This is a genomic window from Pseudomonas farris (assembly GCF_019145235.1).
GTDB classification, from domain to species: Bacteria; Pseudomonadota; Gammaproteobacteria; order Pseudomonadales; family Pseudomonadaceae; genus Aquipseudomonas; species Aquipseudomonas farris.
Window position 1 is genome coordinate 541,758 of sequence record NZ_JAHSTV010000001.1, and the last position, 25,376, is coordinate 567,133.

19 protein-coding genes are annotated in these 25,376 nt (G+C 58.3%); 9 read left to right on the forward strand and 10 right to left on the reverse strand.

The genetic code is table 11. The features are described 5' to 3' along the window. Positions 1-58: 58 nt before the first annotated feature. The 3 genes from KVG95_RS02410 to treP all read right to left on the reverse strand — a co-directional run bounded on the left by KVG95_RS02410 (position 59) and on the right by treP (position 4,598). Complete coding sequence (locus tag KVG95_RS02410; protein ID WP_217854384.1) at positions 59-1,282, reverse strand: maltoporin; 1,224 nt, start codon at positions 1,280-1,282, stop codon at positions 59-61. A gap of 107 nt (positions 1,283-1,389) precedes the next feature. Next, positions 1,390-3,039, reverse strand: a complete 1,650-nt coding sequence (treC, locus tag KVG95_RS02415; protein ID WP_217854385.1) for an alpha,alpha-phosphotrehalase — start codon at positions 3,037-3,039, stop codon at positions 1,390-1,392. 116 nt (positions 3,040-3,155) lie between these two features. Next, a complete protein-coding gene (gene treP / locus KVG95_RS02420) occupies positions 3,156-4,598 on the reverse strand; it encodes a PTS system trehalose-specific EIIBC component (protein WP_217854386.1) in 1,443 nt (480 codons plus the stop codon). A gap of 238 nt (positions 4,599-4,836) precedes the next feature. Between treP and treR the strand changes: the two genes are divergently transcribed. From treR to KVG95_RS02445, 5 genes are all read left to right on the forward strand, one after another. Next, positions 4,837-5,541 carry a trehalose operon repressor gene (treR, locus tag KVG95_RS02425; protein WP_052966223.1) on the forward strand — a complete coding sequence of 235 codons (705 nt, stop codon included), beginning with the start codon at positions 4,837-4,839 and terminating at the stop codon, positions 5,539-5,541. Between the two features lie 99 nt (positions 5,542-5,640). Next, the gene (locus KVG95_RS02430; protein WP_217854387.1) at positions 5,641-5,988 is read left to right on the forward strand and encodes a dermonecrotic toxin domain-containing protein; all 348 of its coding nucleotides are present in this window, start codon (positions 5,641-5,643) and stop codon (positions 5,986-5,988) included. Between the two features lie 86 nt (positions 5,989-6,074). After that, a complete protein-coding gene (locus KVG95_RS02435) occupies positions 6,075-7,913 on the forward strand; it encodes a membrane-targeted effector domain-containing toxin (protein WP_217854388.1) in 1,839 nt (612 codons plus the stop codon). A gap of 685 nt (positions 7,914-8,598) precedes the next feature. Then, a complete protein-coding gene (locus KVG95_RS02440; RefSeq protein ID WP_217854476.1) occupies positions 8,599-9,498 on the forward strand; it encodes an alpha/beta hydrolase in 900 nt (299 codons plus the stop codon). Between the two features lie 269 nt (positions 9,499-9,767). Next, positions 9,768-12,071, forward strand: coding sequence for an autotransporter family protein (locus tag KVG95_RS02445; RefSeq protein WP_217854389.1), 2,304 nt, complete (start codon positions 9,768-9,770; stop codon positions 12,069-12,071). A gap of 295 nt (positions 12,072-12,366) precedes the next feature. On the opposite strand, the gene guaA is transcribed toward KVG95_RS02445, so the two are convergent. The 4 genes from guaA to KVG95_RS02465 form a co-directional block, all read right to left on the reverse strand. Then, positions 12,367-13,944, reverse strand: coding sequence for a glutamine-hydrolyzing GMP synthase (gene guaA, locus KVG95_RS02450; protein WP_007903619.1), 1,578 nt, complete (start codon positions 13,942-13,944; stop codon positions 12,367-12,369). Positions 13,945-14,037: 93 nt separating this feature from the next. Then, the gene (gene guaB, locus KVG95_RS02455) at positions 14,038-15,507 is read right to left on the reverse strand and encodes an IMP dehydrogenase (RefSeq protein WP_123358100.1); all 1,470 of its coding nucleotides are present in this window, start codon (positions 15,505-15,507) and stop codon (positions 14,038-14,040) included. 216 nt (positions 15,508-15,723) lie between these two features. Further along, positions 15,724-16,272, reverse strand: a complete 549-nt coding sequence (locus KVG95_RS02460; protein WP_217854390.1) for a sugar ABC transporter ATPase — start codon at positions 16,270-16,272, stop codon at positions 15,724-15,726. Between the two features lie 164 nt (positions 16,273-16,436). Continuing rightward, the gene (locus tag KVG95_RS02465) at positions 16,437-17,204 is read right to left on the reverse strand and encodes a sulfite exporter TauE/SafE family protein (protein ID WP_123719414.1); all 768 of its coding nucleotides are present in this window, start codon (positions 17,202-17,204) and stop codon (positions 16,437-16,439) included. Between the two features lie 100 nt (positions 17,205-17,304). On the opposite strand from KVG95_RS02465, the gene KVG95_RS02470 reads away from it, so the two are divergent. The 3 genes from KVG95_RS02470 to KVG95_RS02480 all read left to right on the forward strand — a co-directional run bounded on the left by KVG95_RS02470 (position 17,305) and on the right by KVG95_RS02480 (position 20,576). Further along, on the forward strand, positions 17,305-18,267 hold the full coding sequence (locus KVG95_RS02470; RefSeq protein WP_217854391.1) for a LysR family transcriptional regulator: 963 nt from the start codon (positions 17,305-17,307) through the stop codon (positions 18,265-18,267). A gap of 104 nt (positions 18,268-18,371) precedes the next feature. Continuing rightward, the gene (gene xseA / locus KVG95_RS02475; RefSeq protein ID WP_217854477.1) at positions 18,372-19,751 is read left to right on the forward strand and encodes an exodeoxyribonuclease VII large subunit; all 1,380 of its coding nucleotides are present in this window, start codon (positions 18,372-18,374) and stop codon (positions 19,749-19,751) included. Positions 19,752-19,754: 3 nt separating this feature from the next. After that, the gene (locus tag KVG95_RS02480; protein ID WP_217854392.1) at positions 19,755-20,576 is read left to right on the forward strand and encodes a peptidoglycan DD-metalloendopeptidase family protein; all 822 of its coding nucleotides are present in this window, start codon (positions 19,755-19,757) and stop codon (positions 20,574-20,576) included. Positions 20,577-20,712: 136 nt separating this feature from the next. Here the strand turns inward: KVG95_RS02480 and KVG95_RS02485 are convergent, their stop codons facing one another. After that, complete coding sequence (locus KVG95_RS02485) at positions 20,713-21,069, reverse strand: hypothetical protein (protein WP_217854393.1); 357 nt, start codon at positions 21,067-21,069, stop codon at positions 20,713-20,715. A 396-nt stretch (positions 21,070-21,465) separates the two neighbouring features. Here KVG95_RS02485 and leuA point away from each other — a divergent pair, with 396 nt between their 5' ends. Further along, the gene (gene leuA, locus KVG95_RS02490) at positions 21,466-23,145 is read left to right on the forward strand and encodes a 2-isopropylmalate synthase (protein WP_050681792.1); all 1,680 of its coding nucleotides are present in this window, start codon (positions 21,466-21,468) and stop codon (positions 23,143-23,145) included. Positions 23,146-23,350: 205 nt separating this feature from the next. Here the strand turns inward: leuA and KVG95_RS02495 are convergent, their stop codons facing one another. After that, a complete protein-coding gene (locus KVG95_RS02495; protein ID WP_217854394.1) occupies positions 23,351-24,142 on the reverse strand; it encodes an amidohydrolase in 792 nt (263 codons plus the stop codon). Further along, positions 24,130-25,278, reverse strand: coding sequence for a pyridoxal phosphate-dependent aminotransferase (locus KVG95_RS02500; protein ID WP_217854395.1), 1,149 nt, complete (start codon positions 25,276-25,278; stop codon positions 24,130-24,132). The genes KVG95_RS02495 and KVG95_RS02500 overlap by 13 nt, the downstream gene beginning before the upstream one ends. Between the last annotated feature and the right edge of the window lie 98 nt (positions 25,279-25,376).

The window sequence follows — 25,376 nt, forward strand, 5'->3', positions numbered from 1 at the left end:
TCACCTGCTGTTTTGTTCTTTGAAGTGCCGATGGAGCGCGAGGCTCCGACAGCATCGCTTATTTCCACCAATACTCGACCTGCAATCCGACGTTCGCACCGTGTCGCGCTGTGCCGAAGGCGCCGGTGTCGGACAACGCCGAACCCGCCGCCAGTTCATTGGCCGCCCGTTTGGCCGCCTCGTTCCAGCTGGCATAGGTGTAATACAGACGCACCTCGGGGCGCGCCCAGAATTCCGGGCCCTTGGGCGACCACGTCGGGGCGAAGGTGAACTTGCTCAACTTGCGCGTCCCACCCGTGGCTTCAACCTGATCGTGGCCCAGTTCGGTCACCAGTTTGAACTGCTCGGTGATCGCATACGCCGGGCGAATCCCTAGGGAAATCCAGTTCTGGTCGGCACCGTCCTGGCGAATGTCTTTCTGGTAGACCGCTTCGACTTGCCCGCCGAAACGCGGCGTCACTTGCCAGTCGAAAAACTCCACCACTCGGTAGCTTTTGCTGCTGTCATCCAGCTTCACGTTACCGGTATAGCCCAACCCGGTGCCCGGACCTTCGCCGTACTGAAAGGCCAGTTTATTCTTGCCGCCCAGAAAGCCCTTCTGCACATGCTGGGTGGTTATCGCCCAACCGTGGTGAGCGTCGCGGCTGTCGGGTTTGTCGATGTAGCTCAAGCCGAACTCCAGCTCACCGCCAGGGTTGGTGTTGAAGCCAGCAACGTTGAAATCGTGACGGTTGATGTAGTCCTTCTGGTACAGGTTGTCCTTGCGCGAGAAGGCGTAGCTGTACTTCAGATCACCGATCAGCACATCTTCGATACCGCCGCCGGTGGCGCTCTGGTTCCAGTAGTAGAAGTCGGAAATGTGGATATCGTTCCGTTTGTAGTAACGCCGACCGGCCCACAGCGAACCGCCGTTGAGGCTGGGCATGTTCGACCATTGCGCATACAGCTGCGGCAGGCGCACCGAGCCGTTGTCACCGTTGAACGTCAGGTCCTTGTCGTACTGGTTATACAGCGATGCCATGCCGTCGACGCTGAGCACCGAACCATCGTCCAGGGTGTACAGATCCTGGCGCAACTCAAGTTCGGCGTATTGCTCACATTCGTTACCCAAGCGGTATTTAGTCTGCGCTCCCGGTAGCTGGAAACACTGCTGTTTACCGCTATTAACCGAGGTCCCGACGCCGCTGCGCAAGTAACCGGCGAACTCCAGCGCCTGGGCTGACAGTGGTAATGCCAGACATACACCCGCCGCTACAAGGCTGCGATTTATTGTTGTTTTCAAGAACCACCTCATTATTTTTATTGTGTGATGCAGCAAAATCGGCGCGCAAAACTCCCCCGCGCAGCGTTCTGCGTGTTTTTTAAAACGGTGCTTTTATTGGTTAAGGGCTAGTGGTTAGTCAGGTGCAGCACGAACGACTCAAACGGCCGTAAAAACACCTGCTGATTGCGCAGCGGACAGTCCGGATAGTTGCTGATGACCAGACGTTGAGTCATCGCTTCGCTGATCACCTCATCCGGCAGTTCGACTTCGCACGGCGCGCCATAGAAGTTGTTCAGCACCAGCAAACGCTCGCCATGGCCTTCACGCACGTACGCCCAGATTTTCGTGTGCTCAGGCAATAACTGCCGATACACGCCGTCGGACATCAGCGTTTCACTGCGGCGCAGGGCAATCAGCTGACGGTAGTGATGCAGCACCGAATCCGGATCGTCGAGCTGGTGAGCGACGTTGATCTGTGCCGCGTTGGCCGGCACGCCGATCCATGGTTCGGCAGCGCTGAAACCAGCGTTCGGCTCAGCGTTCCAGTGCATCGGCGTGCGACCGTTGTCCCGGGACTTCTGCATGATTGCCGCCATGTTGTCGGCGTCGCTGCTACCGGCTTCGCGCTTGAGCCGGAAGATGTTCAGGGTTTCGACATCGCGGTATTGATCGATGTGATCGAAGCCCGGATTGGTCATGCCCAGCTCTTCACCCTGGTACACGAACGGCGTGCCCTGCAGAAAATGCAGCGCCGTGCCGAGCATCTTCGCCGACACCACCCGATGCTCGCCGTCATGCCCAAAACGCGAGACCACCCGCGGCTGATCATGGTTACACCAGAACAGCGCGTTCCAGCCGCCGCCAGCCTGCATCCCGGTTTGCCAGTCGGAGAGAATGCGCTTGAGTGCGAGGAAGTCGAAATCGGCGCGAACCCACTTTTGCAGGTTCGGGTAATCAACCTTCAGGTGATGAAAGTTGAAGGTCATCGACAGCTCTTTCGACTCTGGCCGTGAATAGCGGATGCAGTGTTCCAGACTGGTGGACGACATCTCGCCGACGTTGATCAGGTCATGGCCTTCGAACACTTCACGGTGCATCTGCTGCAAGTAGTCGTGGACGTGCGGGCCGTCGGTGTAGAAGCGCCGACCATCGGTGTTGTCCTCGGGGAAATCCGCCGGTTTGGAGATTAGGTTGATCACGTCCAGTCGGAAACCGCCCACGCCTTTATCGCGCCAGAAACGCATCATCTTGAAGACTTCGGCGCGCACCTGGGGGTTGTCCCAGTTCAGGTCGGCCTGCGTGTGGTCGAACAAGTGCAGGTAATACTGACCGGTCTGGGCCTCGTACTCCCAGGCTGAACCGCCGAACTTGGATTCCCAGTTGTTCGGCTGATCGCGCCAGATGTAGAAATCGCGGTAAGGGTTGTCGAGGCTGCTGCGGGCCTGCTGAAACCAGGTGTGCTCGATCGAGGTGTGATTGACCACGATGTCGAGCATCAATTTAATCCCGCGCTTGCCGGCTTCGGCGATCAGCAACTCGCAGTCGGCCATGGTTCCGTAGCTCGGGTCGATGGCATAGTAGTCGCTGATGTCGTAACCGTTGTCGCGCTGGGGCGAACGCAGGAACGGCGTAATCCACAGGCAATCGACACCCAGCCAGTGCAGGTAGTCGAGCTTGGCCACGACGCCGAGCAAATCCCCCGTGGGGTTGCCGGCGTGGCTGTGAAAACTCTTCGGGTAGATCTGGTAGATCACCGAACGTTGCCAGTCTTGCATGGCGGGATTCCTTCAATAAATTGGGCGGTGACTGTTCTGGCCCCTTCGCGAGCAAGCCCGCTCCCACATTGGAATGCGGTCAACTGTGGGAGCGGGCTTGCTCGCGAATGGATCTATCAAGCGACCCGATACCCGGGCCGGACAATCCTCATGCTCAACCCGCAGGTCAGAACAAACGGCACGACCATGGCAATCACCATCCCGACCATGAACATCGGAATGAACTGCGGAATGATCGAGATGAAACCGGGCAACCCGCCGACGCCGATTGCCGAGGCCTGGACCTTGTTCAGCGACAGGAAGATGCAGCCCAGCGCCGAGCCGATCAGGGCCGCATAGAACGGAAATTTGTAGCGCAGGTTGACCCCGAACATCGCCGGTTCGGTGATGCCGAAGTAGGCAGAAATCGCCGAGGTCGAGGCCATGCTTTTATCCCGCACACTGCGGGTCATGTAGAACACCGCCAGTGCCGCGCTACCCTGGGCGAGGTTGGACATGACGATCATCGGCCAGATGAAGGTGCCGCCCTGGGTGGAGATCAGTTGCAGGTCGACCGCGAGAAACATGTGGTGCATACCGGTGATCACCAGCGGTGCGTAAAGCAGGCCGAAAATCGCGCCGCCAATCATGGGCGCCAGGTCGAACAGGGTGACCATGCCTTCGGTGATGAGAATCCCCAGATGGCGAGTCACCGGGCCAATCACTGCCAGCGCCAGCACACCGGTGACAACGATGGTGGTGATCGGCACCACCAGCAATTGCACCGCATTAGGCACCCGCGCCCGCAGCCACTTTTCGATGACGCTCATCACATAAGCCGCCAGCAGGATCGGCAGGATTTGCCCCTGATAACCGACCTTCTCGATCTGAAACAAACCGAGGATGTCAAAGTACGGCAGGCTCTGCCCCTCCAGCCCCGCCACCGCTTTGCCGTAGTTCCAGGCGTTGAGCAGATCCGGGTGCACCAGCATCAGGCCGAGCACGATGCCGAGGATTTCGCTGCCGCCAAAGCGCTTCGCCGCCGACCAGCCCACCAACGCCGGGAGAAACACGAACGAGGTATTGGCCATCAGGTTGACCAGGCTCCAGAGCCCGTCAAGCTTGGGGTAGGCGTCCAGCAGGGTCTTGCCCTCAATGAACATGCCCTTGGCGCCGATCAGGTTGTTGATGCCCATCAACAGGCCGGCAATGATCAGCGCCGGCAGGATCGGCATGAACACGTCCGAAAATACCCGCACCAATCGCTGCATCGGGTTGATCTTGTCGGCGCTTTTCTGTTTGACGTCGGCGATGGTCGAGGCGGCGAGACCGGTTTGACGGCGCAGTTCGGCGTAGACCTTTTCCACTTCGCCGGGGCCGATCACCACCTGGAACAGGCCGCCGGTAAAGAATGAACCTTTGACCAGATCGATCTGGTTCAGCGTGGCACTGTTGACCAGTTTCGGGTCTTTGAGGGCCAGGCGCAGCCGTGTGACGCAATGCGCGGCCTGCTCGATGTTGTCGCTGCCACCGAGGCTGTGCAGCAGCTCGGAGGCGATATTCGGATAGTCGTGGCTCATGCTTTTTTCTTCCGCTGTAGTTTTTTGTTATTGGCAGCACGCCGAAGCGAAAAGTACTCGTCTGTACGAGTTATTGCAACAACTCGTACAGACGAGTTTGATTTGGTTTCTCCCAAACCCGACAGGCGGCGACATTTCCTACCTCCGAAGTCAAAGAAACCCAAAGCCGCATGGACAAACCCCTACCCTGCCCTTAAGGTTCAAAACCTTGAGCACAGCGCGGCACAGAGCCATCCCCATGAGTAAATACAACCAGATCTACAGCGATCTGCTTGCCAGCATCACGACCGAACGTCTGGAACGCGGCGCACGACTGCCTTCCGAAACCGAGCTGATGGACAGCTATCAGGCCAGTCGCGGCACTGTGCGCAAGGCCATCGAGCAATTGCAGGAGCGCGGTTTCGCCCAGAAAGTCCACGGCAAAGGCACCTTCGTGCTGTCGACCAACCCGATCGAATTTCAACTCGGCGGCATCGTCAGCTTCCAGGAAACCTACCCACGACTGGGCAATGACGTCAGCACCGAGGTGGTCGAATTCGCACAAATACCCCTCGAAGGCTCGCTGCTTGAACACATCAAGGCCAAAGAAGGCAGCCTGATCACACGAATCAAGCGAGTGCGACGGATCGACGGTAAACGGGTGATCCTCGACATCAACCATTTCGTCAGCGACGTGATTCCCGGCCTGTCCCGCGACATCGCCGAACAATCGATTTACGCCTTCATCGAGCAAACCCTGCAACTGCAAATCGCCTACGCCCAGCGCACCATCGAAGCGGTGCCGCGCAGCAAGGATGACCAACAACACCTGGACCTCGACGGCCAGAGCCATGTGATCGTGGTCAGCAACCAGACCTTCCTGCAGGACGGTCGACAATTCGAGTACACCGAGTCGCGACATACCCTGGACAAGTTCTACTTTTCGGATGTGGCCCGGCGCTGACACTACACGGTACTGAATCGACAATGGGCACAACTATGTAGTGCACATTTCTTGAGCGAACGGGTCATCCTCGATGCCCATTTCTCAAGGATAGAGAGCATGAACCCGATCGAAACCCGCCCACTGCCCAATGCCGCCGACAAGGCAGCGCTCAAGGCAATCGCCACCAGCGTCATCCAGACGTGCCCCAGCCTGCAAGACACGGCGCACGACGTTGCCAGTGACCTGCTGAAAAAATATGACATCGTCGGCCTCGATCCGGATCAGGTGTACTTCCACCGATTCGACGCATCCCAAAGCAGTTCGAAAGCCTTCACCGGTTGGGAACACGTCAAGGCAACGCCCACCAGTTCCATGACCCTGACGCAGCTGGTGATCCATCGCTTCCGCACCGCCGACCAGGACAACGCCGACTCGGAACTGATTTCGACAGCATCCATGACCTGATCAAAGGCGACTGGCGCGTTCAAATGGAAACCCCATGGGCCTACCGGACCCCGCAGGATCTGAGAGCACTGTTGCCGGAGTCGGGAATGTTCACCTTTCAGCGCTTCAGAAGCAGCGTGCTGGTGGTTTATCGCAACGCCGATAACGAAATTGTAGAGAGCGCCATCAGGTCGACACCCGGTGGAAGGCTCAACCTGGATACCCCGCTTCGGCCAGCCTATGAATCCATGACTGTGGATAACCTCGATGAACTCAAAGAGGCATTGATTGCAAAGAAGATGAAGCCCATGGGCTGGCCGGAAGTGGCTGGCGAGGTTGACGGAGCAGCATCGCTGATCGAAAACCCTCCTCGGTCGCTGCCTGAAATCCAGCGATCGGGCATTCCAGACAACTGGCAGGCCAACGAACTGCTGGAGGACAAAACACCCGGCACCGATTCCGGAAAATTCCAGGGCATCTATCAACTCGACGCCAACCCTTCAACTGCCATCATGCTGGATGACACGGCCTATTACGTGCGCTACGAAGCCGACGTCAATGGCGGCGGCACTTGGGCCATCATTGATCCTGAACGACCGAGCGCGTTTTCAGGATCTCTACCGGTACGCCTCAATGCCCAGGGCGAATGGGAACTGGCACCCCGAGCCGAACTCAAGGGCGGCGGCAACACGCAGCCAGGAACGTCCCAGGTCACTGTTCAAAATCCACCGTTGGCCACCCTGAACCGTCCCGCCACTCAGTACGATACATCGGGCGGACTCCGTCTCAGAAAACTGGCTCTGGGCATAAGAGAAACTCACATCAAAATCATGCGCCAGCCCGATGGACATCTGCGCGGGATGTCCACTTACGACGAATACGTCGCAGCCCATCGCGCAAACCTGTCACGGGACGCCCGACAGTTCTTTTCCCGTAGTGAGTTCACCGGTTCATTACCCCCACGCCCGGTGCTTCCTGTCGTGACACCATCGACCACCGCCGCAGAACTGATTCCGGAGATTTTTAACGCCGCACCAGGCTTGGTCATCGGCGAAAGCCAGGATCGCATTGCCAGCATGCGGTTTCTTATCGAGAACATGCCGATCCTGGCCCAAAAGGAGGTCAAGACGCTCTATTTCCATCGCCTGCTCAACGATTTCAGTCAACTGGATCTCAATCAGTTTTTCAGAAGTGGGGAAATGTCCGACGACCTGGAAAAGTCTCTACGACAGCTGCAAAGCGATCCTTCCGGACGGTTCACGCCGCTTGAAGTGGTCAAGGTCGCTCAACACAACCGCATTCGAATACAGGCAACGGACTGTCTGGCGAGTTACCGCTACCCCGCCTCGCCACTTCCCGACATGCATGAACAAGCCATAAAAACCTACCTCACCCACACCATCATGCAGGCCGACAAATCGCTCAACGGGGCTGGAAAATGGGTGGTGCTGACGGATCAGGAAAACTTGAACACGTTTCGCGGCATGCCTGGCATCAGTGAAATGCAGGGTGGTATTGGTTTGCGCATTGAAGAGGTGCTACCGGAAGAAAACTTGCTGATCGAAACGGATCGGGGGATTGAGATAGGACGCGGTTTTGGCTCGCAACACGAATCCATTAGGGGAGATTCCGACACCCTGTTTGCCGACCTGAGTCTGCAGACGCCACTGCCCTTGCTCGAAAGGACACCGGAGGAGCTCGAGCGACTGCTGTTCCGCCAAGGCATGTTCACTTTCGAGAAGTCGGACGGCGGTTGGACGCTGATTCATCGCGGAAGGGATGGCCGAATTGCACGAACACTGGTCGAGCGTACAGTTGACGGCAAGTATCTGATCAATCGCCCCTCATGGACCGAAGTGCACCAGGTGCCTTATGCCGACATCGTCGAACTGTCCTGGGCCCTGAGCCGTATGGGCATGGACCTCGAAGGCCGCTTGCCGCTTTAACTCATCATTCTTTTCTACAAGGTACATATCCCCTGAAACGCAAGAAGCCCCCGATCTCGCGATCGGGGGCTTCTTTTGTCACTATCGTTTTGAGCCTGAGTTCACAGGCTCAAAACGATCACTCCCACTCTATTATCAACTAGACAATTTCACCCTTTAAATAATGGCCCCAAGATAAACAAAATCATCCAAAACCATGGAAAATACCATGATTGATAAACAACCTAAGATTTCTCCGAACAAGTCCCAAAATGTGTTGGCGCTGATCAGATTTTGACCCAGGCGGCAGGAACTCTTTGACCTATCCAAATACTCACTCTACTCCAAGAGACCTGCATGTCTTCATCTCGGCCAGAATTAGGATTTATTGGAAAGAAGGCTTCATCTTCCATAAATGGCAGCGCTTCGAGCTGGGATAGGCTAAGCGGATGGCCCTGTCTTTCTTCGACGCAGGCCGGAATATTCTTCATTAGTTCACAGTATTTAAACCCATCATTACGAGTAAAACCGAGACGTTGCATAAACTGAAATTGAAGCACCTGTTCGTTTATTGGGTAATGGTTTTGTGGCCCTCCCACAGGGTCGCCACATCCTGCCATTGCTGCCCTAACTTAACCTAGAACTACACCGCCAATGCCGACTTCAATGCCGATACCTCCATTGCCAAGGTGTGTTATGACATATGATGAGTAGATACTTTCCCTGTCGTCGGACATTGGCCGGCTTCTATAAAGCCTGGATGGTGATGGTCAGCGCGCTTCTCATCGCCTGCCAATCGCCGCGCGAGGCACTGCAACAACTGGCTGAAGAGCACGGCCGACAATTGGAGGTCCTGCCGGGACACGGCTTCCCCCTCTTCATACTTGCGCCGCAAACTGCAGAAAAGATGACTCGCCTGCGTGTCTACCTGGAAGGCGATGGCCATTCCTGGGCGACGGCCACTCAACCCAGCCTGGATCCGAGCCCGCACAATCTGTTAGTGCCACGGCTGGCGGTCGATGATCCGACACCGAATGCGTACCTGGCACGCCCCTGCCAGTTCGTCATGGTCGCAGCCTGTCAATCAGCACTCTGGACCAATCGACGATTTTCTCAGGAAGTGGTCACCCGCCTCAGCCAGGCGCTGGACCAATTAAAACAGCGATATGGCAATAGGGAGTTCGAACTGGTGGGGTATTCAGGTGGAGCCGCTCTCGCATTATTGTTAGCGGCGCAGCGCAATGATGTTACCCAGGTGCAAACCCTTGCTGGCAATCTCAGTCCACCTCTGTGGGCGACGATGAAAGGATTGTCGCCACTCGACGGTTCACTGGATCCGCTGGACTATCGTAATCGACTCGCCTTAATACCCCAGCGTCATCTCATCGGAGAAGCAGACCTGATTATTCCAGGTAGTTTAGTTGATAGTTACCAACAGGCGCTTGGCTCGCCCCTCTCCCAATGCGTCCATGTACCAGGAGCAAGCCATGACAGGGGGTGGGAAGCGACATGGAGCCGATGGGTTAAAACACCGTTGGTACATGAAAATCCTGAGATTAAGGGTGGGCAGGTCCGTTTAAAAACATCCGAATACTATTCCCCCTAGTGCCGGACCCTGGCCTGACCGCAATAACACCATAAAGTTCCGCTTATTGCTGAATAACTCCGTAAATCCTCAAAAAACAACTGTAGCGTCGCATTTTTTAGCTTTTTTTTTCGTCATTGATTATTTTTATGATGAATTGTCCTACAAGCATCGTGTAGATTTGCACGCGCTTGAATCAGCACTTCACTGACAAGCTGGCAGGGATGCCTAAAACAGACGCTGACGCGCAGGTTGTTCCCTGTCAGTTTCTGCCCTGTAAGGATACTGCCTTGAACATTTCCCACCTGCGCCGCTCGTTGTTGGCGCTGTCCGTCGCGGCTACCACTGCCACGGTCCATGCCGCACCCGCACCCGACCTCAACCACGACCTGAGCACAGGGGCATACAGCAGCTCCGGCGATGTTTTCAATAACGCCACCTTCACCGGGACGTCGCAAAACGCAGGTGTAGAGCTGACCGACGTGACCCTGGCGGGCAACCTGGTCAACCAGGGCAAAATCAACCTGACGGCTGCGAACCCCAGCGACATCCCGGCCGGTATCTCCATGACCCTCAATTCCACCGTCGCTGGCGATCTGGTAAATAATGGCGACATTACGGTGAGCGGCAACGGCGCCATGGGGCTGGACCTGTATCTGGCGAATATCGCTGGTGAAGTGAACAACAACGGCAACATCACTGTGACTGGTGAAGATGCCAATGGCATGATGATCACCTCGACCCAGTCGCGCATCAATAACTCGGGCACTATCACCGCTCGCGGCATCGACTCTGCGGGTATCGAGATCGAGAACGCTCGCTTTACCGGTCAGATGACAGGCGCTCCCTTCAAGAGTGATATCAACAACAGCGGGACTATCTCCGCCGACGGAGTCGGTATCCACTTTCGCAGCCTCGACACCTCCGGCGGTTTCGACACCCTCTCCATCAGGCAGACAGGTGGCCTGATCGAAGGCGGCACCGCAGCAATTCTAGCGGACGACAATGCCTCCCCTTCGTATTTCTACTGGCAAGGTGGTCAGGTCAAGGGTGACCTGCTGGGCCTGAGTGGTGTGCTGGTGCAAGGGGACGCGATGTTCGATGGCTCGACCATCCGCGCCGGCTTCGTCGATATCGACGGTGGCCGCCTGACTCTGCTTCGCCCGCAGACTACGATTGTGGGCGACCTCGACATGGACAGCGACACTGCGCGCTTGCGCTTGCTGCTGGATAACAACACTCTGCCCAACACGCCGATCCTGAAAGTCACCGGCAATACCTTCTTCTCTCCAGGCAGCCAGATCGAACTGCAGGCTCGCTCCGACGACTTCCGCACGTCGGCCCAGGGCACCCGCTACACCCTCATCAACTCTGGCACGTGGGAAGACCCGCAGAACCTGTCCGTGGTTTCCTCCTCGGCGCTGCTTGAGGTGAGGAACTTCGGCATTGAAGGCCAGGACGTGAAAGCACTGGTTGCCACCCGCAGTGATGAGGTGATCACGCAAGACCTGCTGGGTGCCCGTGGTTCGCGCAACGCGGTGAACGCCATCAAGCCGTTCAAGAACACGGTCTTGGGCCAGATGGACGAAAGCGACCCGGTATTCCAGCGTTTCGCCAACGCCGCCACCAGTGAAGATCTGGCCAAACTTTCCGAAACCCTGACCCCTGACGTCAGCCGTGGGGCGATCAACGCCGCCACCAACAGCCAGAACCTGGTCGCAAGTGCCATCAACCGCCGCGCCAGCAAAGCCCGTAGCGGTCTGTCCTCCGGTGACGTCCTGGCAGAACAAGGCGTATGGCTGCAAGCGCTGTCCAGCGATGCCAACCAGGACAGCCGCCACGGTATCGACGGCTACGACGCCAACACCAACGGCATCGCCGTGGGTGCCGACGGCAAGCTCAACGCCGATACTACCGTGGGCCTGGCTTACAGCTACCTGACCAGCGACGTCAAATCCGACTTGGGCAAAAAAACCGACGTCAGCGGCCATGCACTGACCCTGTACGGCAACTGGGCCCGTGACAACTTCTTTGTCGACACCTCGCTGATGTATGGCTGGAACGACAACGAGTCCAAACGCTACATAGCTGGTACCCGCGCCAAGGCCGACTACGACAGTGAGATCTTCGGCGTCAACGCACTGGCAGGCTACACTTTCCAGCTCGACAAGCAGTGGCTGCTGGAACCCCAGGTCGGTGCGCGCTATGCCAACGTATCGATGGATTCGTACCGTGAAAAAGGTAGCTCAGCCGCCCTCAACGTCGGCAGCCAGCGCTATGAAATCGGCGAAATGGGCCTGGGCGCTCGTCTGGCGGCCGCTTTTGACATAGGTGTGGGCAGCCTGGAACCGGAAGCCAAGCTGATGGCCTGGCACGATTTCATCGGCGACAAGGCCGTCACCACCTCCACCTTCGTGCTTGGCGGTACCCCATTCACCACCACAGGGGCGACACCGGCGCGCGACAGCTACGAGCTGGGACTGGGTGCGAACTACCGCGTAGGCGCGTGGAGCGTGGGAGGGACGTACAACTACCTGACCAGCAGTGGTTTCGACGCCGACACCTTCACTGCGAACGTGCGTTACGACTTCTGATCAACGTCTTCGTCTGAAACAACAAAACCCGCCAATGCGGGTTTTGTTGTTTGAGGCTGATGGTAAAGCCCGTAAGCGTCTGGCGTCACTGAATCAAAACCGCCCCAGGCCGTAACTGCCTCTGCGCAGAAAAGCGCTATCGATACCATGTCGGCATTGCTCTACCGAACATGGTGTCGATATTCGTTTCTGATGAGACCGGCACCACGTACCATGAACCAAGCCGTTGATGACGTGAAAGAAATCGCAAATACTCTGATTTTTTACTTATAAAACAGATAGTTGCGGATAAACCTTACTCCCACTCAATGGTCGCTGGCGGCTTGCTCGACACGTCGTAGGTGACGCGGGAGATGCCTTCGATTTCATTGATGATGCGGCCGCTGACGGTTTCCAGCAGTTCGTAAGGCAGGTGTGCCCAACGCGCGGTCATGAAGTCGATGGTTTCCACGGCACGCAGGGCCACGACCCAGGCGTAACGACGGCCATCGCCGACAACGCCAACCGATTTCACCGGCTGGAACACCACGAATGCCTGGCTGACTTTGTGGTACCAGTCGGCCTTGCGCAGCTCTTCGATGAAGATGTGGTCGGCGCGACGCAGCAGGTCGGCGTATTCCTTCTTCACTTCACCGAGGATCCGCACACCCAGGCCCGGGCCCGGGAACGGATGACGGTAGACCATGTCGTACGGCAGGCCGAGCTCCAGGCCCAGACGACGGACTTCGTCCTTGAACAACTCGCGCAGGGGTTCAACCAGCTTGAGGTTCATTTCTTCCGGCAGGCCGCCCACGTTGTGGTGCGACTTGATCACGTGAGCCTTGCCGCTTTTCGCGCCAGCCGACTCGATCACGTCCGGGTAAATGGTGCCTTGGGCGAGGTACTTGATGTTATCCAGTTTGTTGGACTGGGCATCGAAAACGTCGATGAAGGTACGGCCAATGATCTTGCGCTTCTTCTCTGGATCGCTTTCGCCTGCCAGATTGTCGAGGAACTGGTCCTCGGCGTTGGCGCGAATCACCTTGACGCCCATGTTCTCGGCGAACATGGCCATCACTTGCTCGCCTTCGTGCAGGCGCAGCAGGCCGTTGTCGACGAAGACGCAGGTCAACTGGTCGCCGATGGCCTTGTGCAGCAGCGCGGCAACCACCGAGGAGTCAACGCCGCCGGACAGGCCGAGCAATACGTTGTCGGTACCAACCTGGGCGCGGACCTGGGCGATGGCGTCTTCAGCAATCTTCGAAGGTGTCCACAGGGCTTCGCAGCCGCAGATGTCGAGGATGAAGCGCGAGAGGATGCGACCGCCCTGCTTGGTGTGGGTCACTTCCGGGTGGAACTGCACGCCGTAGTAGCCGCGAGCATCGTTGAACATGCCGGCAATCGGGCAGCTCGGGGTGCTGGCCAGGATGTGGAAGTCTTCCGGCATCTTGGTGACCTTGTCACCGTGGCTCATCCATACGTCGAGGCCGAACAGGCCATCGGCGTCGATATGGTCTTCGATGCCATCGAGCAGACGGCTCTTGCCAACCACGTCAACGCGGGCATAACCGAACTCACGCAGCTCGGAACCTTCGACCTTGCCACCCAGCTGTTCAGCCATGGTTTGCATGCCGTAGCAGATACCGAAGACCGGTACGCCCAGGTCAAACACCGCTTGCGGGCAGCGCGGGCTGTCGGCTACGTGCACGGACTCGGGGCCGCCGGCGAGAATGACGCCTTTTGGAGCGAATTCGCGAATCGCTTCGTCGTCCATGTCGAACGGATGCAGTTCGCAGTACACGCCGATTTCACGCACGCGGCGGGCAATCAGCTGGGTGTACTGGGAACCGAAGTCGAGGATCAGGATGCGGTGGGCGTGAATGTCGAGGGCCATGTGGTCAGTCTCGTCTATGCAGTTCGGTGAAGAGAATCAGAAACAACTCGGGGCTGAAAACAGCCCCGGTTACTTAACTTATTGCTGGAAGCCTCAACCTACGCGGTAGTTTGGTGCTTCTTTGGTGATTTGCACGTCATGAACGTGGGACTCGGCCATGCCAGCGCCGGTGATCCGCACGAACTCAGGCTTGGTGCGCATTTCTTCGATATCGGCGCTACCGGTGTAGCCCATGGAAGAACGCAGGCCGCCCATCAGTTGATGGATGATGGCGCTCAGGGTGCCCTTGTACGGAACACGCCCTTCGATGCCTTCCGGAACCAGTTTCTCGGCGCCTGCCGAGGAGTCCTGGAAGTAACGGTCGGAGGAACCTTGAGCCTGGGACATGGCGCCCAGCGAACCCATGCCGCGGTAAGCCTTGTACGAACGGCCCTGGAACAGTTCGATCTCGCCCGGCGCTTCTTCAGTACCGGCGAACATCGAGCCCATCATCACGCAGGAAGCACCGGCAACGATGGCCTTGGACAGGTCACCGGAGAAACGGATGCCGCCGTCGGCGATCAACGGAACGCCTGTGCCTTCAAGGGCAGCGGCGACGTTGGCGATGGCACTGATTTGCGGGACGCCGACACCGGCGACGATACGGGTGGTGCAGATCGAGCCAGGACCGATACCGACCTTGACTGCGTCAGCGCCAGCTTCGGCCAAGGCCTTGGCGGCAGCGCCGGTGGCGATGTTGCCGCCGATGACCTGCACTTCAGGGAAGTTCTGCTTGACCCAGCGAACGCGGTCGATCACGCCTTTGGAGTGACCGTGAGCAGTGTCGACCACTACCACGTCAACACCCGCGTGGACCAGGGCAGCTACGCGGTCACCGGTGTCTTTACCGGTACCGACTGCAGCGCCAACGCGCAGACGACCTTGATCGTCCTTGCTGGCCAGCGGGTAAGCCTTGGCTTTTTCGATGTCGTTGACGGTCATCATGCCTTTGAGGGCGAATTTGTCGTCGACGATCAGCACGCGTTCGATACGGTGCTTGTGCAACAGCTCACGGACGTCGTTCTTGTCGGCGCCTTCCTTGACCGTGACCAGACGCTCTTTAGGCGTCATCACTTCACGGACGCTGGCGTCCATGCGGTTTTCGAAACGCACGTCACGGGAAGTGACGATGCCGACCAGGTCGCCATCGTGCAGTACCGGAACGCCGGAGATGTTGTGCAGGCGGGTGAGTTCGAACAGTTCACGAACCGTGGCGTCAGCCTCGATGGTGATCGGGTCCTTGACCACGCCGGCCTCGTACCGTTTGACCTTACGCACTTCGGCAGCTTGCTGCTCGATGGTCATGTTCTTGTGGATGATACCGATGCCACCTTCCTGAGCCATGGCAATTGCCAAACGGGCTTCAGTAACGGTGTCCATGGCAGCAGAAACCAGTGGAATATTCAGCTCGATGCCACGGGTAAGGCGGGTCTTGAGACTGACTTCGTTAGGAAGAACCTCGGAATAACCGGGCACTAAAAGAATGTCGTCGAAGGTCAGAGCTTCTTGGCTGATACGCAGCATCGCGGGGGCTCCCGAGCGGGAAAATGGAAGCGCGCCATTATAGTCAGACACCCCCTCGGGTTCAATGTAAAACTCTGTCTATTATTGGCATTACTGACATACGGAAAAACGACGTCCCTGTAGGAGCCGCCGAAGGCTGCGATCTTTCGACTTTGATTTTCAAAAACAAGATCAAAAGATCGCAGCCTTCGGCAGCTCCTGCAAAGGCGCCCGCGTTCAGAGTTCGACTTTGACCCAGCTCACGGGTTGATCCAGCCAATCGGCAAATTCGTCGATAAAGCTCTGCTTGAACCCGGCCTCGAGCCAGTTGTTGAAGATGAAGCCCAGGTTGGAAAAGCCGCATTCCTGCAAGAACAGAAACCCGTTGATGTCATCTTCATGCCCGCACTCAGGGCACGTGAAGTTATCGGTGCGTCCCGGCATCCACTCTTCCAGGCTTTCGAACAGCGCTTCGCCGATTTCCTTGCGGCACTCGGCGCAGCCGGCTTCTTCGAGAAACCCCTTGGCCGGTGTATAGATGCAGCGCTTGGTGATGATTTCCAGGCCATTGATCGGCTCGCCGAACGGCAGCGCGTCAGGGTGCAGGACCACGGCGCGGGCACCGTCGGCGAGGGCGTGGGCCATGCGATTGCCGGTGCGGCCACAGGTGGTCAGTTGTTCTTTAATGATGTTCTTGCGCACCAGCCAACGCACGACCGCCCGGGCCCGGGGTTCGTGTACCGGCAGGGTGGAGATTTTCGGGACGATGATGCTTTGGGAATTCATGGTGCAAGCCTACAAATGCTGAATGAGTCCACCCTTGTGGGAGCGAGCCTGCTCGCGATGAGGCCATTGCAGTCAACATTGTTGTTGCCTAACCCACCGCCATCGCGAGCAGGCTCGCTCCCACAGGATTTGCGGCCGGCAGCTTAATCCCTGACGAAATCCGGTCAAGTACTCAAATAGCGCCCGATCAAGGCAATCCCGCTGGCCAGCACCAGCCAGGTCACCAGCCGCACGAATGCCTCGCGGGACAATTTCATGATCAACCGCCGACCGATCCACAACCCCAGCGCCATCGCTGGCAACAAACACAGTGCCAATACCAACAAGGGTAGCTCGGCATACACACCGGCGACGGCAAACAGGCTCAAACGCACCACGGTGCTGCAACTGATCAGCGCACTCTGGGTTGCCCGGGCTGCGTCCTTGGGCAGCCGACTGTTCAAATAGATCGCATATAAAAAGCCGCCACTGCCAAACAGCGCCCCGAACATCCCGCCCACCGTGCCCATCGGCACCGCCCACCCGGCGGACAATTGCGCCGGACGGGTTTTAATCCACAGGCTGTAAATCGCATAGGCGCTGATAAACAGCCCCATCAACAGCAACAAAACATCGGATTTAAGGTTCAGCAGAAAAATCACCCCCAACGTGCAGCCCACCGCCATGCACGGCAGCAGCCGCAGCAATTCGGGCCTCGCCACATCCCGTCGCGAGGGCAGCAGATTGCCGAACGCCGCGACGAAATCCAGCAGCACCAGCAGCGGCACGATTTTCGACAGCGGCATGAACAGGATCAGAATCGGCCCGGCCACCAGCGCGGTGCCAAAACCGGCGATGCCGAACACGATGTAGGCCAGCGCAACGCCCAACCCGATCACCAGCCAATCCACCGCACCCCACGGCCATTGGTTTAACAACTCCAGCACACTCATCGTCACGGCTTCCTTTAATTCCTGTGATGACTTTAGCCAGCGCCGAGCGTTGCGACTAATATCTTCAATGTCGACTACCCATCTCGAAAAGGCATGCCTCGTGCTTTCAACCCGTCAATTGCGCTACTTCGTGGAAATAGCCGAGAGTGGCAGCTTCAGCGCCGCAGCCGAACGACTGTTTATTGCTCAATCGGCCTTGAGCCGGCAGATCAAGGACATGGAAACCCGACTGCAAACGCCGCTGTTCGAACGCACCGCACGCCAACCCCGTTTGACGGCGGCGGGTGAAGCCTTTTTGCCTCGGGCGAGAAACCTGCTGAACGAACTGACCAAGGCCAGCGAAATGGCCACTCAGGTGGGAAACGGTCAACTGGGTGTATTGCGCCTGAGTCACTCCAGCACGGTGCCGATGAGCGGTCGGCTGCTGCGTGGCATCAGCGTTTATCTGGATCAGCACGCTGGCGTGTCGATGGACATCGTCAAGCTGTCCTCCGAGGCGCAACTGGAAGAATTGGCCGAAGGGCGCCTTGATGTGGGGCTGTTGCGCCTGCCGGTGCTGCGTCAGCGTGAAGGGGTGCAGATTGTTCCGCTGTACAGCGAGCGCCTGTTGCTGGCGGTGCCGCCGAATCATCGGCTGGCAGTGGATCAGTCCGCGCAAGGCATCGATCTGGCGCAGTTGAAGCATGAAGCGTTTATTTCCATCCCTCATCCACAGCGGGGCGGCCTGAGCTATTTATCCGCCGAGTTGTGCATGCGCCAGGGGTTCTTTCCCCAGGCGGCTCGGGTGGTGTCGCGCAAAACCACACAATTGCAATTGATCCAGGCCGGGTTCGGCATCGCACTGTTACCGGAATCGATGCAAGACATCGCGCCGCCGGATATCCACTTTCTGCCCTTGGCCGACCCGGATTGCCACAGCACTGTTGCCCTCGCCTATCGGCAGCATCCCGCGGCACTGGTTCAACACTTCATCAATACCTGCACAACCCACTGTGGGAGCGGCGGTGCGGCGATCCGACTTGCTCGCGAAAGCGGTGGGTCATTCAACAATGATGGCGACTGACATGACCTCTTCGCGAGCAAGTCGGATCGCCGCACCGCCGCTCCCACAGGGGATTTGTGTTGATTCATGGAGATTGATGGACGAATGCCTTTATCATGCGCCCCATGATTAAAGATCCCTTTGCAAGACTCGGCCTGGACCGGGAAGTCCTGACTGTCAGCCAGCTCAACGGCCGCGCGCGGGTGTTGCTCGAAGACGTGTTCAGCAACATCTGGGTCGAAGGCGAAATCTCCAACCTCGCCCGCCCGGCGTCCGGCCATGTGTATTTCACCCTCAAGGACAGCGGCGCCCAAGTCCGTTGTGCGCTGTTCCGGCAGAACGCCGCTCGGGTTCGCCAGGCGTTGAAGGATGGCTTGGCGGTCAAGGTTCGCGGCAAGGTTTCGCTGTTTGAAGGCCGTGGCGATTACCAGCTGATTCTCGACACCGTGGAGCCGGCCGGTGACGGCGCCCTGCGCCTGGCCTTCGATGCGCTGAAGGAAAAGCTCAGCGCTGAAGGCCTGTTCAGCGCCGAGCGCAAAGTGCCGCTGCCGGCGCACCCGCAACGCATCGGCATCATCAGCTCGCCCACCGGCGCGGTGATCCGCGACATCATCAGTGTGTTCCGCCGCCGCGCGCCGCAGATCCAACTGACGCTGATCCCCACCGCCGTGCAAGGCCGCGAAGCTACCGCGCAGATTGTCCGTGCGCTGAAAATGGCGGATGCACGCGGTTTCGACGCGTTGATCCTGGCCCGTGGCGGCGGTTCGCTGGAAGACCTCTGGTGTTTCAACGAAGAAGCCGTGGCCCGCGCCGTGGATGCCTGCGTGACGCCGATTGTCAGCGCCGTCGGCCACGAAACCGACGTGTCGATCAGTGACTTCGTCGCCGACGTCCGCGCCCCGACACCGTCCGCCGCGGCCGAACTGCTCGCGCCGGATTCCAGCGATCTGGTTCGACGCGTCGAAAGCCTGCACCGACGCCTGGTGATGCGCATCCGCGACCGTTTGATGCGCGACCGGCTGCGTCTGGAAGGCATGGCCCGGCGCCTGCGTCATCCCGGCGAACGACTGCGTCAGCAAGCACAACGTCTGGATGATCTGGACATGCGCATGCGCCGCGCTTTCGAACGCAGCCTCAATACCCGTCGCGAACGTTTGATCCGTCTGGAAACCCGCCTCGCCGGGCAACATCCGGGGCGGCAACTGGCGATGCTTCGCCAGCGCCTCGACAGCCTCGCCGAGCGCCTGCCCCGAGCCATGCGTGAAGGGCTTAAATCCCGCCGGCTGCAACTGCAAAGTCAGATGCAGACGCTGCATGTGGTCAGCCCTTTGGCGACCCTCGCGCGTGGCTACAGCATTCTGCTGGACGAGCGCGGCAACGCGATTCGTAGCGCCGCGCAGACCCATACCGGCCAGCGCCTGAAAGCCAAACTGGGCGAAGGCGAGCTGCAAGTGCGGGTCGAAGACAATCACCTGACGCCTGTCACCCTTTCTCTACTGGATTGATCCATGCCGCGTTTTTTAGCTCCGCTGCTGTTGCTGTGCCTGACCTTCAACGCCCACGCCGACAGTTACATCACCCGCCTGTTGAACAAACCGGTGCCGGGTGGCGTGGCGGTGGTGGATCTGGGCAGCTCCGCCCAGGCACCCAAAGCCAGCTATCAAGGCAAACCGGTATTGGTGGTCAAGGAACAGAACAACTGGCTGGCCATCGTCGGCGTGCCGCTGACTGTCAAACCGGGTAGCCAGTCGCTTAGCAGTGGTGGTCGCAACCTGAGCTTCACCGTCGGCAGCAAGAAATACCCGGAACAGCACATCACCCTGAAAAACACTCAGCAGGTCAATCCGAACCCGGAGAATCTCAAGCGCATCGAGGGTGAGCTGGCGGAGCAGATCCAGGCTTACCGCAGCTTCAGCCCAAACAGCCCGAGCAACCTGCTGCTGGACAAACCGGTCAACGGACCGCTGTCGAGCAAGTTCGGTGTGCGCCGCTTTTTCAATGGCGAAGAGCGCAATCCCCACGCGGGCCTCGACTTCGCGGTGCCTGCCGGCACGCCAATCAAGACTCCGGCCGCCGGTAAGGTGATCCTGATCGGCAACTACTTCTTCAACGGCAATACGGTATTCGTCGACCACGGCCAGGGCTTTATCAGCATGTTCTGCCACATGTCGAAGATCGATGTGAAGGTTGGCCAGCAATTGGCGCGCGGCGGCGTGGTCGGGAAAGTCGGCTCCACGGGGCGCGCGACCGGGCCGCATATGCACTGGAACATCAGCCTGAATGATGCGCGGGTGGATCCGGCGATTTTTATTGGGGCGTTTCAACCGTAAATAGTTGTTGAGGCTACCGGCCCCTTCGCGAGCAAGCCCGCTCCCACATTAGATTTTCGGCGTGCACAGAATATGTGTTCACGCCGATCAAATGTGGGAGCGGGCTTGCTCGCGAAGGCGGCCTCATTGGCACCACTTATTCCGCCTCCAGATCCTCAATCCCATGGACTTCCCGGTGCGCCAGCCGCTCTTTGATCCATATCTGGGTTTCCTCCGAGAAACCAGCCAATTCTTCAGATGTGATCAGCTCATGAGTACACAGCCCCAGCAAGTGAGCAGGCGCCTCATTGCGTGAGTGACTGAAAACGCCAAACGCCCAATACAGCTCCTGCTGACCGGCCTTCAGCCTTTCTTCACTGGCTTCTATACGCTCATAAGGCGCCAGGCTTTTATCCAGCACCGTGCGCTCGACCTCCTCCATGATCCGGATACACATCCGCTCATGGGCTACCGGACGCAGTGCGCTATAGAGCTTCCAATCCGACTCGTTCATTGCCAACTCCTGCTTTCTGGTCGTCTGGTTGAGGCTTTAAGAATAGCTGCGTCGACCGAACTGCAATCGCCAACCTTCAATTGCGCATCGCTCAAACCTCGCGCAAACATCAATACAATCTCTGCCATTCACCGCAACAAAATCTCAATAAACTCCACTTTTCGAGTATTCCTCTCAATTTTTTTCGACTGCTTGCCATCCTTTCCCCCCGCGGTTAGGGTTGAAGGCATGAAAACCTCTCACACCCTCATTCAGCTTCGCCAGCACCGCAGCCTGTGCCTCGTCAGCGCACGACTGCCGGGCTGAATCGCGGTGCCTCGTCTTACGCTTTACCCCCAGAACATTTGATCCACCGGCAGGCCGCCTTTTTTCGGCCCACACAATAAGGATTTTCCGATGAGCATGCTCAAAGACCCGTCTTCGAAATACCGTGCGTTCCCGACTATCGATATCCCGGACCGCACCTGGCCATCGAAGACCATCACCGCAGCGCCGATCTGGTGCAGCTCGGACCTTCGTGACGGCAACCAGTCGCTGATCGAGCCCATGGACGCGGTCAAGAAGCTGCGTTTCTGGAAAACCCTGGTGCAAGTCGGCGTGAAAGAAATCGAAGCCTCGTTCCCGGCCGCTTCGCAAACCGACTTCGACTTCGTGCGTACCCTGATCGAAGACGGCCACATCCCGGACGACACCACCATTCAGGTGCTGACCCAGGGCCGTGAAGACTTGATCGCACGTACCTTCGAATCCCTGCGCGGTGCCAAGAAAGCCATCGTTCACCTGTACAACGCGACCTCCCCTTCCTTCCGCCGCATTGTCTTCAACCAGGACAAGGACGGGATCAAGGCCATCGCTGTGAACGCCGCCAAGCTGTTCGTCAAATACGCCGCCCAGCAGCCGGAAACCGAGTGGACCTTCGAGTACTCGCCAGAAACCTTCAGCGCCACCGAACTGGAATTCGCCAAGGAAGTCTGTGACGCGGTCATCGAAGTGTGGAACCCGACGCCTGAGCACAAGGTGATCCTCAACCTGCCTGCCACCGTCGAATGCGCCACCCCGAACATCTATGCCGACCAGATCGAATGGTTCGGCCGCCACATCAACCGTCGTGACAGCGTGATCATCAGCCTGCACACCCACAACGACCGTGGCACTGGCGTAGCCGCCACCGAGCTGGGCCTGATGGCCGGCGCCGACCGTGTCGAAGGTTGCCTGTTCGGCAACGGCGAGCGGACCGGTAACGTCGACCTGGTGACCGTGGCATTGAACCTCTACACCCAGGGCATCCACCCTGAACTGGACTTTTCCGATATCGACGGCGTGCGCAAAGTCGTCGAAGAATGCAACCAGATCCAGGTGCACCCACGTCACCCGTATGTCGGCGACCTGGTTCACACCGCGTTCTCCGGTTCCCACCAGGATGCGATCCGCAAGGGCTTCTCCCAGCAAAAACCGGACGCCCTGTGGGAAGTGCCGTACTTGCCGATCGACCCGGCCGACATCGGCCGCAGCTACGAGGCGGTGATCCGCGTCAACAGCCAGTCGGGCAAGGGCGGTATCGCTTACCTGCTGGAACAGGAATACGGCATCAACTTGCCGCGCCGCATGCAGATCGAGTTCAGCCAGGTGGTGCAGCGTGAAACCGATCGTCTGGGCCTGGAGATGACAGCCCAACAGATCCACGCGCTGTTGCACAGCGAGTACTTGCAGGCCAACACTCCGTACGCGCTGGTCAGCCATCGCTTGCAGGAAGAAAACGGTCACAGCGCCGTGGAAGTGGAAGTCTCCAGCAAAGGTCAGGGTGAAACCAACCTGCACTGGCGTGGCAAAGGTAACGGCGCTCTGGAAGCGCTGGTGGCCGGTCTGCCGATCCCGGTGGAAATCATGGACTACAACGAACACGCGATCGGCGCGGGTACCAATGCCAAGGCTGCGGCCTACATTGAACTGCGGGTGAATGGTGAGCGTGCGGTGCACGGCGTCGGTATCGATGAAAACATCACTACCGCCAGCTTCAAGGCCCTGTTCAGCGCGCTGAACCGCTCCCTGAGCCAGCCGGAAGCGAAAGCGGCGTAAGTTTGCGCTGCAACGCAAAAGGCCCCGGGGTGTGAACCTCGGGGCCTTTTTGTTTGCCTGGGATTTTTGTGTTGCCTGTTCTGGCCTCTTCGCGAGCAAGCCCGCTCCCACCGTGGATTTTTGGTGTACACAAAATCTGTGTTCACACCGATCAAGTGTGGGAGCGGGCTTGCTCGCGAAGACGGACGGTCAGGCAGCGAAAGTCTCAGGTGAACTCGAAGGTATCCGCATCCAGATTCGCCGGAAACCGTGCGCGATAAGCCGCCAGCTCCGCCGCGTCCAGAACGACTTTGAAGACCCCATCGGCATCGCCTGCGCTGAGCAACGTCTCACCCTGAAAATCCAGCACCTGACTGTCACCGGTATACGCAAAGCCTTTGCCATCGGTACCGATGCGGTTCACCGCCGCCACATAGCAAAGGTTTTCGATCCCCCGTGCCGGCAGCAAACGGTTCCAGTGTTGGCGCCGGGCGCCCGGCCAATTGGCGGTGTACAGCAATAAGTCGGTGTCTTGAGGGTCGCGGCTCCAGACCGGGAAACGCAGGTCGTAGCAAATCAGCGGCCGCACTCGCCAGCCCTTCAATTCGAACTGCACCTGACGCTCGCCCGGGGTGAAATGGTTGTGCTCGCCCGCCATGCGGAACAGATGACGTTTGTCGTAGTGCCACACCTCCCCATCCGGTCGCGCCCACAACAGACGATTGCGATGACTGCCGTCAGCCACCTGGACGATGATGCTGCCGGTGATCACCGCATCCAGTTTCGCCGCCTGAACCCGCAGCCATTTACTGGTAGGGCCATTTTCCGGCTCGGCGAGGGTTTCCGATTCCATGGAGAAACCGGTGGTGAACATCTCCGGCAGGATAATCAGGTCTGCGCCGCGAGCCTGTTCCAGCAAGGGCTCGAAATGCTGCAGATTGGCCTGACGATCATGCCAGGCCAGGGTGGTCTGGATCAGCGCAACATTCAGATTGGGCAGAGCACTCAGATCACGCATAGTTTTGCCGCTGCTTCACGCAGGGTCTCCTCGCGTTTGGCAAAGCACAGGCGCACCAGGCGCTGGCCGACCGGTGGAGTCTGGTAGAACACCGAGATCGGAATGCTCGCGACGCCATGTTCGCGGGTCATCCACAGCGCCATTTCGACGTCATTGAGGTCCGGGCGAATCTGCGAATAATCGACCAATTGGAAATAAGTACCGGCCACGCGGGTGAAACTGAAGCGTGACGGCGCCAGCAGATCACAGAACAGATCGCGCTTGGCCTGATAGAAATCCGGCAACTCTTCGACGTGTTCCGGGTGCTCGGCCATGTAATCGGCCAACGCGTATTGCAACGGCGTCACGCCGCAGAAACTGACGTATTGGTGAACCTTGCGCAGCTCGGCGGTGAGGGCTGGCGGTGCCACTACATAACCGGTTTTCCAACCGGTGACGTGGTACGTCTTACCGAACGAGCTGACCACAAATGCGCGTTGATAGAGTTCTTCGTGGGCCAATACGCTGACGTGAGGCACGCCGTCGAATACCAGGTGTTCGTAGACTTCGTCGCTGATTACATAGATATCGCGGTCGCGGATCAACGCTGCTAACTGATCCAGCTCGGCACGATTGATCAACGCGCCGCTGGGGTTGTGCGGGGTATTGAGGATAATCATCCGCGTACGCGGCGTAATGGCTTCAGCAAGCTTCTGGAAGTCGATGCTGAAATCGTTAAGGCCCAGTTGCACATGCACGCAACGGCCACCGGCCAGCTCCACCGAAGGTTCATAACTGTCGTAGGCCGGATCAAACACGATGACTTCATCACCGCTGTGGATCACCGCCTGAATGGCGCAGAAGATTGCCTGAGTCGCGCCGGGGGTGACCGTCACTTCATTGTCAGCATCGACATGGGCGCCGTAGCTGCGGGCGATCTTCGCCGCAATCTGCTGACGCAACACCGGCAAGCCAGTCATCGGCGAATACTGGTTGTGACCACTGGCGATATGCCGACCGACTGCATCGCGCAGGGCCTGCGGGCCGTCGAAATCGGGAAACCCTTGAGACAGATTGATCGCCCCGGTTTGCGCCGCGAGCTGAGACATCTGCGTGAAGATAGTGATGCCGACATTCGGCAGCTTACTGGTGATCATCGGTGATTCCCTGCGCTACACCCGGCTCTACGACGGCACGGGAGAGCTCGAGAATAGCCCAAACGGCGCCCATAAAAAAAGGCGCATAAAGCGCCCTT

Bases quoted from the DNA above. Each gene is read 5' to 3' on its own strand.
- treC (WP_217854385.1), bottom strand. From the start codon at position 3,039: ATGCAAGACTGGCAACGTTCGGTGATCTACCAGATCTACCCGAAGAGT.
- treP (WP_217854386.1), bottom strand. From the start codon at position 4,598: ATGAGCCACGACTATCCGAATATCGCCTCCGAGCTGCTGCACAGCCTC.
- treR (WP_052966223.1), top strand. From the start codon at position 4,837: ATGAGTAAATACAACCAGATCTACAGCGATCTGCTTGCCAGCATCACG.
- KVG95_RS02430 (WP_217854387.1), top strand. From the start codon at position 5,641: ATGAACCCGATCGAAACCCGCCCACTGCCCAATGCCGCCGACAAGGCA.
- KVG95_RS02435 (WP_217854388.1), top strand. From the start codon at position 6,075: ATGTTCACCTTTCAGCGCTTCAGAAGCAGCGTGCTGGTGGTTTATCGC.
- KVG95_RS02440 (WP_217854476.1), top strand. From the start codon at position 8,599: ATGAGTAGATACTTTCCCTGTCGTCGGACATTGGCCGGCTTCTATAAA.
- guaA (WP_007903619.1), bottom strand. From the start codon at position 13,944: ATGGCCCTCGACATTCACGCCCACCGCATCCTGATCCTCGACTTCGGT.
- guaB (WP_123358100.1), bottom strand. From the start codon at position 15,507: ATGCTGCGTATCAGCCAAGAAGCTCTGACCTTCGACGACATTCTTTTA.
- KVG95_RS02460 (WP_217854390.1), bottom strand. From the start codon at position 16,272: ATGAATTCCCAAAGCATCATCGTCCCGAAAATCTCCACCCTGCCGGTA.
- KVG95_RS02465 (WP_123719414.1), bottom strand. From the start codon at position 17,204: ATGAGTGTGCTGGAGTTGTTAAACCAATGGCCGTGGGGTGCGGTGGAT.
- xseA (WP_217854477.1), top strand. From the start codon at position 18,372: ATGATTAAAGATCCCTTTGCAAGACTCGGCCTGGACCGGGAAGTCCTG.
- KVG95_RS02480 (WP_217854392.1), top strand. From the start codon at position 19,755: ATGCCGCGTTTTTTAGCTCCGCTGCTGTTGCTGTGCCTGACCTTCAAC.
- KVG95_RS02485 (WP_217854393.1), bottom strand. From the start codon at position 21,069: ATGAACGAGTCGGATTGGAAGCTCTATAGCGCACTGCGTCCGGTAGCC.
- leuA (WP_050681792.1), top strand. From the start codon at position 21,466: ATGAGCATGCTCAAAGACCCGTCTTCGAAATACCGTGCGTTCCCGACT.
- KVG95_RS02495 (WP_217854394.1), bottom strand. From the start codon at position 24,142: ATGCGTGATCTGAGTGCTCTGCCCAATCTGAATGTTGCGCTGATCCAG.
- KVG95_RS02500 (WP_217854395.1), bottom strand. From the start codon at position 25,278: ATGATCACCAGTAAGCTGCCGAATGTCGGCATCACTATCTTCACGCAG.